Annotated in this window: 14 protein-coding genes; 8 read left to right on the forward strand and 6 right to left on the reverse strand. The window is 57.5% G+C overall.

Annotated elements, in window-relative coordinates; all coding sequences use genetic code 11:
• Positions 1 to 3 precede the first annotated feature (3 nt).
• Positions 4 to 1,710 carry an FMN-binding glutamate synthase family protein gene (locus LNA76_RS07575; protein ID WP_230018655.1) on the forward strand — a complete coding sequence of 569 codons (1,707 nt, stop codon included), beginning with the start codon at positions 4 to 6 and terminating at the stop codon, positions 1,708 to 1,710.
• Positions 1,711 to 1,732: 22 nt separating this feature from the next.
• On the opposite strand, the gene LNA76_RS07580 is transcribed toward LNA76_RS07575, so the two are convergent.
• Entirely contained in the window at positions 1,733 to 1,897 is a 165-nt protein-coding gene (locus LNA76_RS07580; protein WP_159063903.1) for a hypothetical protein, read from the reverse strand.
• Between the two features lie 82 nt (positions 1,898 to 1,979).
• On the opposite strand from LNA76_RS07580, the gene LNA76_RS07585 reads away from it, so the two are divergent.
• From LNA76_RS07585 to LNA76_RS07600, 4 genes are all read left to right on the forward strand, one after another.
• Complete coding sequence (locus LNA76_RS07585; protein ID WP_159086108.1) at positions 1,980 to 2,393, forward strand: hypothetical protein; 414 nt, start codon at positions 1,980 to 1,982, stop codon at positions 2,391 to 2,393.
• Between the two features lie 56 nt (positions 2,394 to 2,449).
• Entirely contained in the window at positions 2,450 to 3,067 is a 618-nt protein-coding gene (locus LNA76_RS07590; RefSeq protein WP_094196219.1) for an SCO family protein, read from the forward strand.
• A gap of 20 nt (positions 3,068 to 3,087) precedes the next feature.
• Complete coding sequence (locus tag LNA76_RS07595) at positions 3,088 to 3,567, forward strand: copper chaperone PCu(A)C (protein ID WP_230018656.1); 480 nt, start codon at positions 3,088 to 3,090, stop codon at positions 3,565 to 3,567.
• A gap of 327 nt (positions 3,568 to 3,894) precedes the next feature.
• The gene (locus LNA76_RS07600; protein WP_094196217.1) at positions 3,895 to 4,464 is read left to right on the forward strand and encodes an HdeD family acid-resistance protein; all 570 of its coding nucleotides are present in this window, start codon (positions 3,895 to 3,897) and stop codon (positions 4,462 to 4,464) included.
• Positions 4,465 to 4,639: 175 nt separating this feature from the next.
• Here the strand turns inward: LNA76_RS07600 and LNA76_RS07605 are convergent, their stop codons facing one another.
• From LNA76_RS07605 to LNA76_RS07625, 5 genes are all read right to left on the reverse strand, one after another.
• Positions 4,640 to 5,251, reverse strand: a complete 612-nt coding sequence (locus LNA76_RS07605; protein WP_230018657.1) for an HAD-IB family hydrolase — start codon at positions 5,249 to 5,251, stop codon at positions 4,640 to 4,642.
• Positions 5,252 to 5,320: 69 nt separating this feature from the next.
• Entirely contained in the window at positions 5,321 to 6,700 is a 1,380-nt protein-coding gene (locus LNA76_RS07610) for an NCS2 family permease (protein WP_094196215.1), read from the reverse strand.
• A gap of 317 nt (positions 6,701 to 7,017) precedes the next feature.
• On the reverse strand, positions 7,018 to 8,769 hold the full coding sequence (locus LNA76_RS07615; protein WP_230018659.1) for an FUSC family protein: 1,752 nt from the start codon (positions 8,767 to 8,769) through the stop codon (positions 7,018 to 7,020).
• The gene (mdtN, locus tag LNA76_RS07620) at positions 8,756 to 9,805 is read right to left on the reverse strand and encodes a multidrug transporter subunit MdtN (protein WP_094196213.1); all 1,050 of its coding nucleotides are present in this window, start codon (positions 9,803 to 9,805) and stop codon (positions 8,756 to 8,758) included. Before mdtN ends, LNA76_RS07615 begins: the two co-directional genes overlap by 14 nt.
• A gap of 7 nt (positions 9,806 to 9,812) precedes the next feature.
• Positions 9,813 to 10,067 carry a YtcA family lipoprotein gene (locus LNA76_RS07625; protein ID WP_230018660.1) on the reverse strand — a complete coding sequence of 85 codons (255 nt, stop codon included), beginning with the start codon at positions 10,065 to 10,067 and terminating at the stop codon, positions 9,813 to 9,815.
• Between the two features lie 356 nt (positions 10,068 to 10,423).
• Between LNA76_RS07625 and LNA76_RS07630 the strand changes: the two genes are divergently transcribed.
• Genes LNA76_RS07630 through LNA76_RS07640 form a run of 3 tightly spaced genes read left to right on the forward strand, consistent with a single transcriptional unit; the run spans position 10,424 to position 14,091 of the window.
• Positions 10,424 to 11,896: a metal-dependent hydrolase family protein gene (locus LNA76_RS07630; protein ID WP_108727239.1), complete on the forward strand. Its 1,473-nt coding sequence runs from the start codon at positions 10,424 to 10,426 to the stop codon at positions 11,894 to 11,896.
• 22 nt (positions 11,897 to 11,918) lie between these two features.
• Positions 11,919 to 12,605, forward strand: coding sequence for a MarC family NAAT transporter (locus LNA76_RS07635; RefSeq protein WP_230018661.1), 687 nt, complete (start codon positions 11,919 to 11,921; stop codon positions 12,603 to 12,605).
• A 10-nt stretch (positions 12,606 to 12,615) separates the two neighbouring features.
• Positions 12,616 to 14,091, forward strand: a complete 1,476-nt coding sequence (locus LNA76_RS07640) for a TolC family protein (RefSeq protein ID WP_230018662.1) — start codon at positions 12,616 to 12,618, stop codon at positions 14,089 to 14,091.
• Positions 14,092 to 14,333: the final 242 nt, after the last annotated feature.

The following is a 14,333-nucleotide window of genomic DNA, read 5'->3' on the forward strand; positions in this document are numbered from 1 at the left end:
ATTATGCAAAAGTGGCTGACACGCTACACCGCCTTCTACATCATCATTGGCCTGACCGCCTTGTTCTTGCTGCTTTCCTTGTTCAAAAGCGCAAGCTGGCTATGGCTGGCGATCCCAGGGCTGGCCCTGTGTATTCAGGGCTTGGTGGACATCACGCAAACTCGTCACGCCATTCGTCGCAACTATCCGGTTATTGGCAATCTGCGCTTCATTTTTGAAGCCATTCGCCCAGAAATTCGCCAGTACTTTCTGGAGGGCGATGAGCAGCAACTGCCCTTCTCACGTGCGGACCGCTCCCTGGTGTACCAGCGAGCCAAACAGCAAATTGACAAGCAGCCTTTTGGTACCCACCAGGAGGTCTATAACAATGGATATGAGTGGATGAACCACTCCATGACGCCCAAACACATCAAGGACGCGCAGTTCCGTATTGATGTCGGCGGACCGGACTGTACCCAGCCTTACTCTCTGTCGGTGCTGAATATTTCAGCCATGAGTTTTGGGGCGCTGTCGGCCAATGCCATCCTGGCCCTGAACAAAGGCGCCAAGATGGGCAATTTTGCGCATGACACAGGCGAAGGCGGCATCAGTACCTATCACCTGCGCCACGGTGGCGACCTGATCTGGAATATTGGCTCGGGCTATTTTGGGTGCCGGGATGAACAAGGCAACTTCTCGCCCGAACGCTTTGCCGAGCGCGCCACCCAGGATCACGTCAAGATGATTGAAATCAAGCTGTCGCAGGGAGCCAAACCCGGCCACGGCGGCATCTTGCCCGGCACCAAGGTCTCACCGGAGATTGCCCTGGCGCGCGGTGTACCCGAGGGCGTGGATTGTAACTCGCCAGCCAGCCATAGCGCCTTTCACTCCCCCGTCGAATTGCTGGAGTTCGTCGCCAAGCTGCGTACTTTGTCCGGCGGCAAGCCCGTGGGCTTCAAACTCTGTATCGGGCACCCCTGGGAATGGTTTGCCATTGCCAAAGCGATGCTGAAAACAGGCATTACACCGGACTTTATTGTGGTCGATGGTGCTGAAGGGGGTACCGGTGCCTCCCCCGTGGAGTTCATTGACCACGTTGGTACTCCTTTGCGCGAGGCTCTGCGTCTGGTCCACAACACCTTGGTCGGTATTGGCCTGCGCGAGCAAATCCGCCTGGGCGCCTCGGGCAAGATCATCAGTGCCTTTGATATGGCCCGCATCATGGCCTTGGGCGCAGATTGGTGCAATAGCGCACGCGGCTTCATGTTTGCCGTGGGCTGCATTCAGGCCCAGGCCTGTCATACCGACAAATGTCCAACCGGCGTGGCAACGCAAGACCCGCAACGTCAAAAGGCCCTGGTGGTGGATGACAAGTCCTTGCGCGTGGCCAGCTTTCACGGCAATACCCTCAAAGCGCTGGCTGAATTGCTGGGTGCGGCAGGCCTGGAACATCCGAACCAGCTACGCCCTCACCATATCGCCCGTCGTATCAGCAACGGCGAAGTGCGTGTGATGTCGGCTCTGTTCCCGGATCTGAAAAAAGGCGAACTGCTGCGCGGCCACTACCGTCAAACGATTTTCCGCGTAGGCTGGCCCATGGCCAATCCCGACTCCTTCGAACCGGCCTACAGCCTGAGCAAAGCCTTGTCCTACTTGAATGATGAGGCTGACCCCGAGGACACAATCAAAAAACAGGATGCCGCCGACAGCGCCGGCCAAACCCTGGTCTGAACGCGGTATGGCGGCTGTTTCCCTAGCGAGACTGCCGCTGCATCCCTACCCCTGCATCGACTTCCCCGTAGACTTGAACACCGGAAGGCCGACTCCAGCTGCTGTCGGCTGAACGGTCCGGTGTTGAACACGCTGCCAGTCCCAAGACCATGACCAAGGCGCTCAGCACCCCATAAATCTGTCGCATATCAAGCTCCTTGATGATAGGCGTCTACTGTGCCACAGAATTTGGGCAAACAAATTTCCATCTGTACTAGAATGCTCTGATCATGGTCAGGCACTGCGCACTCCCCTTCTCAGGTACTCGCCGCCAGTTTTTACTGGTATTGGCGATATGCGCCCTGCTCTTGCGTGGCCTGATTCCCAATGGCTATATGCCCAGTGCCGACCCCGCCAATGCAGCCGCCCTCAGTTTATGCGTGCAGGGCGACCCTTTCCTGGCGCAATGGAGCGGCCAATTCTCCGGACCGGAACACGACGAGCAGCACACGCTGCATGCCGCCTGTTTATTTGCTCAGGCCCAAGCACAAAAAGCCCTGAATGATACGCCCAGCCCCGCCTGGGATCTGGCACAAACACCACGACATACCTGGGACACTGCCCAACAGGCGGCGGCTCCCGTTCTTCCCCTAACGGGCCCGCCCCTGAGTGCGCGTGGACCTCCCGCTACGTCCGTTTCCTGACTAGCCCTGGCTGCCCGGCGCAGCCACTCCATGTTGTCAATTAGCGGGATATTTCTATGAACGCCTCCTTCTCACGCCGCCAGCTCTTGCTTGCCATGCTGGCCACTCCTTTGGTCCTGAGCGCTTGCGGCGACAAAGCCCCCAAGCAGCCTGCCTTTCGCAATCTGGAAGGTGTGGACATGAGCAGTGCCGACTTTGCCAAGGATTTCAGCTTGCTCGATACCGAAGGCCAACGTCGCACCATGGCCGACTATCGCGGCAAGATCGTACTGATCTTCTTTGGTTTTACCCAATGTCCCGACGTCTGCCCGACCGCACTAACCCGGGCCGTCGACATCAAGGAGCAGTTGGGCGAGGATGGCGACAAGCTGCAAGTCTTGTTTATCTCCATTGACCCGGAGCGCGACACGCCCGAATTGCTGCGTGCCTACATGCAGGCTTTTGACCCCAGTTTTGTGGCCTTGCGCCCCACCGAAGAGGAGCTGGCCAAAACCGCCAGCGACTTCAAAGTTTTTTACCAAAAGGTTCCTACCGGCTCCAGCTACACCATGGACCACAGTGCCTTGACCTATGTGTATGACACACAAGGCAAGTTGCAGATCGCCCTGCGTCATACGCAAACGGCTGAAGAAGCCGTGGCTGATATCGGCCAGGTACTGGCTTTGAGCAAATGAACCCCAACAGGATTACCAACATGAAACGTACTATTGCTTCCTCGCTTTTCTCCCTGGCCGCCTTGATGAGCCTGCCTACCCTGGCCCAGGCCGAAGTCACCGTGACCGATCCCTGGGTTCGCGCCACGGTTCCCGGCCAGCAAGCCACTGGCGCCTTCATGGTGCTGCAATCGACTGACAACGCCCAGTTGGTGGGTGCCAGCAGCAGCTTGAGCAAACAAGTGGAAGTGCATGAAATGGCCATGGAAAACGACGTTATGCGTATGCGTCAGGTCGAGAAAATAGACCTGCCCACCGGCAAAGCTGTCGAACTCAAGCCTGGCGGTTACCACATCATGCTGCTGGGTCTGGACAAGCAGGTTCAAGAAGGCAGCTCGGTGGATCTCACCTTGCAAATCCAGAATGCCGCTGGCCAGAAGGAGGAGCTGGAAATCAACGCCCCGGTCCGTGCCTTGAACACCAAAGCCAACCAGGGCCACAAGGGTGCACACGGCCACTAAGCCACCTGCCTGCAGTCCTGAACACGAGCTACCTTAACGGTTTGAAGGGCTTTGTTTCAGACTTGCGGGTTTTCCATAATTGGCGGGTTTTGATTCGCTGACGTACAGTGAAATCACTGACATAGTGTCAGTAAGCTGTCTGAAACACAGCTTCTCAAAACTGCCATCATGGTAGTTCACCGCCGCCAGAGCGGCATATAGGCCCTACCGCAACGGTAGGGCCTTCGTGTTTCTGGAGCCGTCTCATTGCGTATCACTAGGCCCCTGCCCAGGTCTGGAGTACAGTTAAAACCGTAGCGTCGGTTTAACCTTGCAAGGAGTACCTAGATGGCTCTAAGTCCACATGACAACAATCGCTCTGAGTTGCTACGTCAACTGCCCTTGAAACCAGGATGGTTCATTGGTCTGGGCATTGCCCTGATTATTTTGGGTCTGATCGCCTTGATCTACGTGGTTGGCGCCACCGTTGCCAGCGTGGTGTATGTCGGTATCCTGATGAGCATAGGCGGCGTGCTGCATCTGGCTCATGCCTGGAGCGCCAAAGGCTGGCGCGGCTTTCTGTTCTGGAGCCTGAGCGGCATTTTGTACTTGTTCGCCGGTCTGATTGCCATTAGCAATCCTCTGGTGGGTGCTACCGTCCTGACCCTGGTTTTTGGCGCATTCCTGATCGCCTCCGGCGCGTTCCGACTCTGGATCTGGTTCCAGAACCGGGCCCAGGCAGGCGGCGGCTGGATGGCCTTTTCCGGCCTGATTACGCTGGCAGCCGGTTTGATCATTGCGGCAGGCTGGCCTGGCAATAGTGTCTGGATTCTGGGCTTGATCCTAGGTATTGATTTGCTGACCCAAGGTTGGGCTAGCCTCTTGCTTGGCATGGCGATCAAGCGCAGCAAGGAATAATCCCGCAGCAGGGCTCAAGGGCAAGTCCACAGCCCCTGTTGATCATCCAGAAAAACAATGCCCGACCAGAATCCGCTTCTAGTCGGGCATTTTGCTATTTTGATCCCTGGTCGTGGGCTGTAGCCCCCCTGAGTCTGCGACTCAAGCGGAACAGAGCAAACCATAAAATCAAGTACTAGGCTTGCAGTTCCGGCAAAGCTGCATCTCGTCCTCGCAGCCAAGGCTGACGCGTATGCGCCAGCATCTGCGCATCGCCAAGGCTATCGCCATACGCCATATCCAGTGCGACTGGTTTATCCCCCAGCCAGGCCTGAAGACGATTTACTTTTTCCTGCCCCCAACAATTAGCACTGGCCATTCCCACACAGCCTTTTTGCTCATCAAAGGCCAGCTCTGTTGCCAGCACCTGCACCATGCCCTGAGCCTTAGCCCAGGCTTGCAAATAAATAGACGGCGAGGCACTGACCAGCAGCACCGTATCGCCCCGTTCTCGGTGAGCACGGATTCGTTCCATCATTTCAGGACGGACAATCTGTGGCACATAGTCCCGCACATACGTGTCGGCCAAAGCCTGAACCTGCTCCCGGTTCAATCCACCCAAGGCACTACGCAAAAAACGATGCTTGATCGCCTGACGACGCTGCGGGCCGCGATCCCACACCAACACGCGGGGCACGCAGGCTAGATAAGCACGAATACAGACCGGCCAGCCCCGCATGCGGCGTATAAAGTCCTGCAAGCTGTCCCGATCTGTAATCGTGCCATCAAAATCAAATGCGACCAGCACAGATACCCCTTTGGTGTTTGGAAAACAGGCTAGTGTAAAGGGGAACCCCCGCCCTTCCCAAGTCCGGCCTTATAAAGCCCAGCCACCCAGGTAGAAAACGGCCAACGCCAGTGCAATCAGAACCGTGCCTACATTCAAGCGGCGCAGCTCGCCGGAGAACAGGCGGCCCAGCACCAAGGTACAAAAACCCAGCATGATGCCCGTGACAATATTGACGGTCAGCACGATAAACACGGCACACACCAAACCGGCCATGGTATCGACCGTATCGTCGGTATTGAGATGACGCACGCCCCCCAGCATCAACAAGCCCACGTACATCAAGGCTGGCGCCGTTGCGTAGGAAGGAACCAGACCGGCCAAAGGCGACAGGAAGATCAGCATCAGAAAACCCAGGCCCACCACCACGGCCGTCAGACCGGTACGGCCACCTGCTGCCGTCCCCGCTGCGGACTCAATATAAGCGGCAGCAGGCGACGCTCCCAGGCTGGCCGACACCAAAGAACTTAGCGAGTCTGTCGTCAAGGCGCGGCTACCGTTGATGATTTGGCCGTCCTTGTCCAACTGCCCGGCATTGCCTGCCACCGCCCGGATCGTGCCAGTGGCATCAAACACCGCCGTCATCACCAAGGCCAGAACGCTGGGCAGAACCACGGCATTTAACGCCCCGCCTATATCCATCGCACCGATCAAGGAGTGCTCGCCCAGCAGACTAGGCATGGCAAACAAGCCGGTAAAGCGCACATTGGGATCGAAGATCAGACCCACCGCCGACAGGCCCAGAATCACCAGCAAGATGCCGCCTGTCACACGACGGCGCTCCAGGCCAAAGATCGCGGCCAGACCCAACACGCTCAGCCATACCGGCATGGACGTAACATCCCCCAAGGCAACCGGCAAACCTGCACCGGTATTACGCGTGACCAAGCCCACTTCATTGGACGCGATCATCAGCAGAAACAGACCGATCCCGATACCCGTGCCATGCGCGATACCCAAGGGCAAATTGCGCAGGATCCAGGTGCGAATCCCGGTGGCGGAAATCAGGGTAAAGATCAGCCCCATCAGGAACACGGCCCCTAAGGCGACAGCCGGACTGAGTTGCTGGCCCAGCACCAGATCAAAGGCCAAAAATGCTGTCAAAGACAAGGCACAGCCCACGGCAATCGGCAGATTCGCCCACAGCCCCATCAGCAAAGAACCAAAGGCACTGGTCAGACACACGGCCACAAAAACCGACGAGGTATCAAAGCCCGCCTTGCCCAGCATGGACGGCACCACAAAGACGGAATACACCATTGCCAGAAACGTGGTCAGCCCTGCCAGAACTTCCTGACGCAAGGAGCTGCCGCGCTCTGTATAAGCAAAATGTTTTTGCAACCAACCACCCGCAAGTGGCGGGACCAGGGCCTGCTGCCCGGGTCGCAATGCGGATTCTTGCTCAGCCATACTTCATGCTCCTTTATCAGTATTGTGATGTCTGAAACGGTGCGTTGCCGTCATCAGGAATCAGTAATGGACAGTCCTAGCCCCAAGAAGGGCGAGAGGCTTCACACAAACTGAATCAAAGGAAGTACCGAGCAAAGACGAGTCCTGCCCTGCCCGCAACAAAATGCAGACATGGACGAGGAAGAAAAAGGTATACGGGGGTGTCTCCGACCGAACCGAGGCCTTTGCGGCGCTTCTTTTAATCCCGAGAATGGGAAGTGAGGCCCATTCTACGAGCCGTCAAAGACAGGAAAATCACCTCTAGGTAATGAGGGTTATCAATCGCTTAGGTGGCTGGACACAGGCATATAGGCCTGAGTGATGAACTGCTGGCGCAGCGTCTGCCATTGGGATTGCATGTCCTGGGCCTGCTGCTCGTCAGGCCGCAAACGCGCCGGCTCCAACTGCATCAAGGCCAATCCATATTTTGCCGCCGACAGTTCCTGGGCCACACTGGCCGACTGCTGCACGGCCTGGGCCGGGCGCTCCTGCCACAGCGCCGCCAAGCCCATCAAGCTATCAGAGGCCTTGGCCAAACGCTGACGCACCGAACCGGCAATACTGACAGGCCAGATTTGGGTAAACATCACGTACATGACCGCATTGCCCAGCAAAATACCGATCACACGATCACGAGCCGAATCCAGATCGAAGCTAGGGCCAAAGCCTTGTAAAGTCACCAGATAAAAGGCAAAGGCAATTTGAATGCCGGCATAGGAAATACGCTCTGGGCCATAAAACACCCAGGCTCCCAGCAAGGAAACCAGGAACACGACGACCATCAGGCCGCCAATATCGAGCAAATGCGGCATCACGAACAGGATGATGATAAATCCCAGCGCCGCCCCCAGCAAACAGCCCACAATCCGCAAAGCCAGCTTGTGCACAGTTTCCCCGGTAGAACCCAAGGCCGCCACATAGCAGGTAATCATGGCGGTATGAATACCCTGCCAGTCTGCCGCGCTGTAGATCAGATAACACAGCACGGCGGCCGCTGTCGCCTTCAAGGCATGGTGCTGATACACGGGATTGGTGAAGGCATCAGGCACCATGAAAGAGCCATGCTCCGGGTCCGCTTTGCCAATGGACACCGCCCCCGACAAAGCCAGCAAAGCATCTCGTAAGTCTTGTATCGCCAAGGAGCTGGACGCCGGCAGTTCGGGCAGATCATCCCTCTGCGGCAAGCGGCCTTGTTCAATATCCTGTGCGCTGCGCTCGCAAATCTGGGCAAAAGCGGTGGCCTGCTCATTATCCAGATGCTGATCGCGCACAACGGCCACGGCCAGCAAGGCGCGATAACTGTTCAAAATGGCCTGATCCAGGTCCGCCTGCTCGTGTGTGGGCCGCAAATGAAACAGCCGTATCCAGCCCAGTCGTTTTTGTTGTGCGCTAACGCCCAAGGCCAGCTCGTCCCACAAATCCTGCGTGTCTGCCTGCCCCGTCAAACCCTGAGCCGCCAAACGCAAACGCGCTGCCAGCTCACGGCGCAACACCTTGTGCGGATACAAACCAAAGCACAGATTGAAGATCAGTACCAAGCCCATGGGGGCGAAGGTCATCAGCCAGGCATACAGCACCGCACGGGTCGCAATTTCGCCAAAAGGCACATAGCCCAGCAAGGTCAGCACAAAGGCGATCACCAAAGCGATAATGCCGCCCAAAGGGCCCAGCTTGCTGGCTACCCCTAAAAACAGCAGCACAAAGGACGTCAGCACCATGGCCAGCAAACGCCAGGCCGGATACTGAATCGTGACCTGGATCAGTGGTATCAGCAGCAGCACCACCAGAGACACCAGCACCACCAGGGCCAACGCCAGTACCGAGCTTTCCCCAGCGTCGGACTTCATCACAAAGAAGATGACAAAACAACTGACCGCAGATTCGGGAATGCCGTAATTCATGGCCAGCAGCACCATCAAGGCGCACAGCACGGCCACTCGCCAGCTTTGTGCCAGACGGCCAGGGGTGGGCTGCAAGTCTTGCCAGACCAGCCGAGCCAGCCCCGACAAACCGGTCTTAGCAGTTGCCATCGCGATGAATAATCGTGGTGGCCGAGGCCCCCATACGCATCAAGTCCTCGGGCGGGGCATCCAGGCGGATACGCACCGGAAAACGTTGTGCTACCCGCACCCAGTTCATGGATTTTTGAATATACGGCAGACTGCGCGGTAGATTGATCTGTTCCTGGCTGCTGACGCCCCAACCAATTTCCTCCACCTTGCCCGAGAGCTTGCGCGAAGGATCAGACAGCACATACACGGTGGCGCACGTGCCCGGTTTGATCTCTTTCAGATCCGTTTCCCGGTACATGCCCGTCACATACCAGGAGTCCGTATCCAGCAAGGTAAAGACAGACGTGCCCGGCAGCAGATGCTCCCCCGACCCGATACGCAAACCCACGATACGACCATTGTGGGGTGCCTTCACCTGGGTATGCTCCAGATCCCGCTGGGCCATCGCCAGCCCTGCTTGACGCGCCTGCACCATCGCTTCTTCTGCTTGCGTGTTGCCGACCAGCGCCTGAGCCGCACCCGATTGCTCGGTGGCCTGTTTCAAGGTGACTTGCGCATCGCGCAACAAGGTATTCGCCTCATCCAATTGCTGTTGGGACACATAGCCCTTGGCCGCCAGATTAGCCAAACGGCGCTGACTTTGAGCAGCCATCGCCAAATTGGTTTTTGCACGCGTAATCTGATCATCCGCAATCACAGCGTTATGCCCTTCTGCACGCACGGCACGCTGTTTCATGTCCAGCGTCGCCTGGGCCAGCGCCAGTTCAGCCTGAGCTTGCTCCAGACGCAACTGATAAAACACCGGGTCCACGGTAAAGAGCAATTCATCGCGGTGAACGAACTGGCCGTCACGCACCACCATGCGCTCAATTCGCCCTGGCAAGGAGCTGGAGATATGCACGACATCGGCACCCACCACCGCATCTTCGGACAAGGGGTTGTTGGCAGATCGCTGCCAATACCACCAGGCCAAGACAAGGGCGGCGACAACAATCAGCACACTCAGCAGGCGGGCAGCGCCTTTACGGGAAGAAGATTTCTGTGCCTGGGTCATGGCTCAGTCACTCGAAAAAAAGAAGAAGTGCGGCAAAGGTCAGGGCTAGCGTCAAGCAGGCATAGACAGGCAAACGCATGGGCAGGGCATCATCCACACCTGCGCGAATCAGCCCCCAACGAATCAGTAAAGTCAGTAGCAAGGCGCCCAACACGCACACCAGCCAGGCAGGAAAGTACGAGCCCGCCAGAGAGACCGACGGTGCAAGAGAACATCCCCCCAGCAAGGGCAAGGCGGCCAGAGCGGCTATTAGCGCACGCATGCGTGGCATCTCCCGATTGTTTTTAATACGATCTGCATAGGCTGCCCTGATCGCTGCGAAGAATTGTACCTGAGCCCTTTCAAACCCATTCCATTTATTCCTGCCCAATTAGATCCCTGTGTACCTCGCATTTTTACGCGTATAGTGACCAACCATTTTCTGCTAGGGTCTCAATGACAGCCATCATGTATGCCGAGTTGCTATGGACGAGGTAAGGCCGTTTACACTTTAGCCCGTACACACCAAATATCCGATGAAAATGCTCGCGAACGGGTCCGCTTGTTAGACCTGGTCGAATTGCATATGTCTTAAGTCCGCCCTCCTTCTTTCATGCTTTTTTGATTTTTCAGGACGCCATGCAGACTCACTCTTACCTGGGACAGTCCCCTGCCCTGCGCCAGCAACGCCAGGCCTATCGCCACGGTGTACCAGCCTGCGTTTGCGCGCACCCTTCCATCCCCTTCATTCACACGCGTTTAAGCGCCTCGGCCAGTTTTGCACCAAACGCGGCTCCCGCAGGCCCGGCCTTTCAATCCCATAATGCACTGGATCAAAAGCCCATCACCCTGGCTCCCAAACTGATTCTGAGCAATCTGCGCCTGTTTGATGGTGAAACGACTGAGCTGAAAAAAGGACTGGCCGTCCAGATTGACCAGGGTCGCATTACCGCTGTCATGCCCATTGCCGAGATTCCGGCCGACGCCACGGTCATGGACTGCCAGAACAAAGTCCTGATGCCCGGCCTGATCGATGCCCACTGGCATAGTTTGTTGTGCGCTGTCGACCAGATGACGGCCATGATGGCTGATCCAGCCGACCTGCATTTGATTGCCAGCAAAGAAGCCGAGCGCACCTTGCTGCGCGGCTTTACCACGGTTCGTGATGCCGGTGGCCCCAGCTTCTCTTTGAAGCGCGGTATTGATATGGGCTTGCTGCATGGCCCGCGCATCTATCCCAGTGGTGCCATGATTGCGCAAACGGGCGGCCACGCGGACTTCCGGATGCGCTACGAAGTCCCACGCGCCGAGGGCGAGCTAAGCCACACGGAACGAGCCGGTGTCACCTGCATTGCCGATGGAGCCGATCAAGTTCTGCGCCGCGCTCGTGAGCAACTCATGCTCGGCGCCAGCCAGATCAAGCTGATGGCCGGGGGCGGTGTTACCTCCTTGTACGATCCGCTGGAAGGGCTGCAATTTAGCGATGCAGAACTGCGCGCCGCCGTGGGCGCCGCTAGCGACTGGGGGACTTACGTGATGGTGCACGTGTATTGCGCCCGTGGCATCCAACGTGCCATCAAGGCAGGCGTGAAATCCATCGAACACGGCCAGCTTGCGGACGAGGAAACCGCCCGCATGATGGCAGGCGAAGGCGTGTGGTGGAGCCTGCAACCCTTTTTGGCTGATGAGGATGCCAACGTTCAGCACGACCCGCGCAGCAAAGCCAAGCAGCAACAAGTGGCCGTGGGCACCGTGCGTGCCTACGAGCTGGCAGACAAGTACCAGATCCAGACCGCCTGGGGCACCGACATTCTGTTCACCCCCGCCCACCTGCCCCACCAGGGCCGCATGCTGTCCAAGCTGACCCGTTTTTACGATCCGCTCAAAGTGCTGAAAATGGCCACCGGCGACAATGGCCGACTGCTACAACTGTCGGGCTTGCGACAAGCCTATGACGGCGAATTGGGCGTAATCCGCCCCGGTGCTTTGGCCGACTTGCTGCTGATCGATGGTGAACCCGAGCAAAGCCTGAGCTTTCTGGAGCAGCCCGAGCAGAACCTGCTGCTGATCATCAAGGACGGCAAGCTATACAAGAACGCTCTACCCGTCTGACCCCCATCCTCTAGGAATGTCCATGCCAAACGAATTGATGCAGTTGTTCAAATTGATCGGTCTGGGGCTGGCGTTTTTGCTGCCCATGGCCAATCCCTTGACCTCCATGGTGATGTACCTGTCTCTGGGCGAAACCCTGAGCGCGCAAGAAAAGAAGCAGCAACTGCGCCAAGCGACGTTGTATGTCATTCTTGCTTTGCTGATTACCTATTACGCAGGTTTGTGGATCACCTCGGCCCTGGGCATCTCCATGGTGGATATGCGTATCGCAGGCGGGCTGATTGTGGCCTATATCGGCTTTCGCATGCTGTTCCCCCCGTCCGTCAGCGAGGTCGTCTCCAAAGCAGCGGATCAAAATACGGCCGCCCACGACAATATCGCGTTTGTCCCACTGACCTTGCCCTCTACCGTGGGCCCCGGCACCATGGCTCTGGTCATTAGTGCTTCCTCCAAAATGGCAGGCATGCGCGAACACTATGCCCAATGGGTGTTGGTGGCAACGCCCCTTATTCTGGCCCTGCTGATCGGCTTGATCTTCTTCATTTGCCTGCGCTCCTCGCTGAGCATCGTGCGCGTGATCGGACATAATGGCGTCGATGCCATCTCACGCATCATGGGTTTTTTACTGGTTTGCATGGCGGTACAGCTCGTTCTGGAAGGCGGACAGCAGTATGCTGCTACGCTGCTGACTCATTCTGCCGCGTCCTGAATTTATGTCTATGTCTTGTGCTCCTGCAGTGCGTCTTACCTTGGCAGTCATGGCTGCCCTTACGCTGGCCGCTTGCGCTGCGCCCGATCGTAAGTCCATGACCCAGTCCCTACCCGAGCAGGATGCGCCGCAGCCACCCCGCCTGACATTGGCCGAGTACAGCGGCCCCGATCAAAGCCAGCCCGCTCCCCATGTGCGGGCCAATCATGAATACAGCCTGCCTGAACTGATCGACCTGGCCCAACGCCTGAACCCCAGCACCCGCATTGCCTGGGGTGAGGCTCAACAAGCAGCCCAAGCCGCCGGCATGGTAGAAAGCACCTACCTGCCCTTGATCTCTGCCAGTGTCGTGGGCGGCTATATGCGCAGCGACCGCGACAGCAGCGTACATATTCTAGGCAGAGAGGTCGATGTGGACTACGACACGCATTTAAGCGGAGCCGTCCCGTCCCTGACCTTGAAATGGTTGCTCTTTGACTTTGGCAAACGCGCTGCCTTGCAAGAGGCCGCCGACAAGCTGGCCATGGCCAGCCGCATTACTTTCAGTGGCGTGCATCAAGCCGTGATTGCCGAGGTGTCCATCAGTTACTTCAACTACAACTCGGCCCGCCAGCGGGCACAAATCTCGGCTCAGGGCCTGAAAAATGCCGCCCTGATTGAAGACATCGCCCTGGAGCGACAACGCAATGGGCTGGGTACCCAGATTGAAGTGGCTCAGGCACGGCAACTAAAAGCCCAAGCCCGTCTGCACCATGTCAACGCCAGCACCCTGGCACGTCAGTCTTACCAAACCTTGCTCGGTGCGATTGGCCTGTCCCCCGACACAGAGCTGAACGTGGCCGACAGTACCGCCCGTCCCCTGCCCGATGAACTGGACATCCCCGGTAATGACACGCTGAAAAAAGCCATCGCCCAGCGGCCCGATGTGCAGGCCCTGCAAGCGGCCCATCAGGCCAGTCTGGCCGGTATAGATTCCGCCGAAGCCAGTTTCATGCCCAAGCTGGCCTTGATGGGTTTTATCTCCAAACGCATGGGTTCATTAAGCGTAGGTAGCCTGCCCGAAGTCAGCCCGCAATCCTCCTCCCGAGGCGCCGTGCTGGCACTCAGTATTCCGCTCTACGATGCCGGACTACGCAACAAACAGGTGCGTGAAGCCCAACTACGCGCTGACACTGCTCGCGAGCGCGTCGCCAAAACCGAGCAGGACGCCTACAAGCAAATGATCATCGCCGCCGATGCGCTGCGAGCGGCACTGGAATCTCACCAAGCCGCCACCAGCCTGGTCGAAGCGGCCCAGATCACCTACCAAGGTGCGCTGGAGTCCTATAAGGAAGGTCTGACCGGCATGACCTTGCTGACCGAAGCACACACGGGCTTGTTGGGAGCCCAAGAAGCCCAAACTGCCGCCCACACAGCCGGTTTGCTTGGCTCTGTGAATCTGGCTTTTGCTATGGGGGAACTCAATCAGGCTCCCAAACAGCCCTGAGCACGACGGACTACGCAATCTCGCAATCACAGCCCCAGATTCCTCTCGCCCTGTTTCGCTCTCCCCCGCTTACAAGCGCATCAGCTCGCCTTGTTCAACTTATGCGATCACACGCAGTGTAAAAGCCAGGCTGTAATCGCGTTGGCCAGGCCGGATTCCTTATCCTAATTGACGCTCCGTCGATAGAGGGAAAAAGTGTCAACGGAATTCAGGACGAGTCATCCACCATAAAAAAGGGAGCC

Source organism: Alcaligenes sp. MMA (genome assembly GCF_020907215.1).
Classification (GTDB): Bacteria; Pseudomonadota; Gammaproteobacteria; order Burkholderiales; family Burkholderiaceae_B; genus Alcaligenes; species Alcaligenes aquatilis.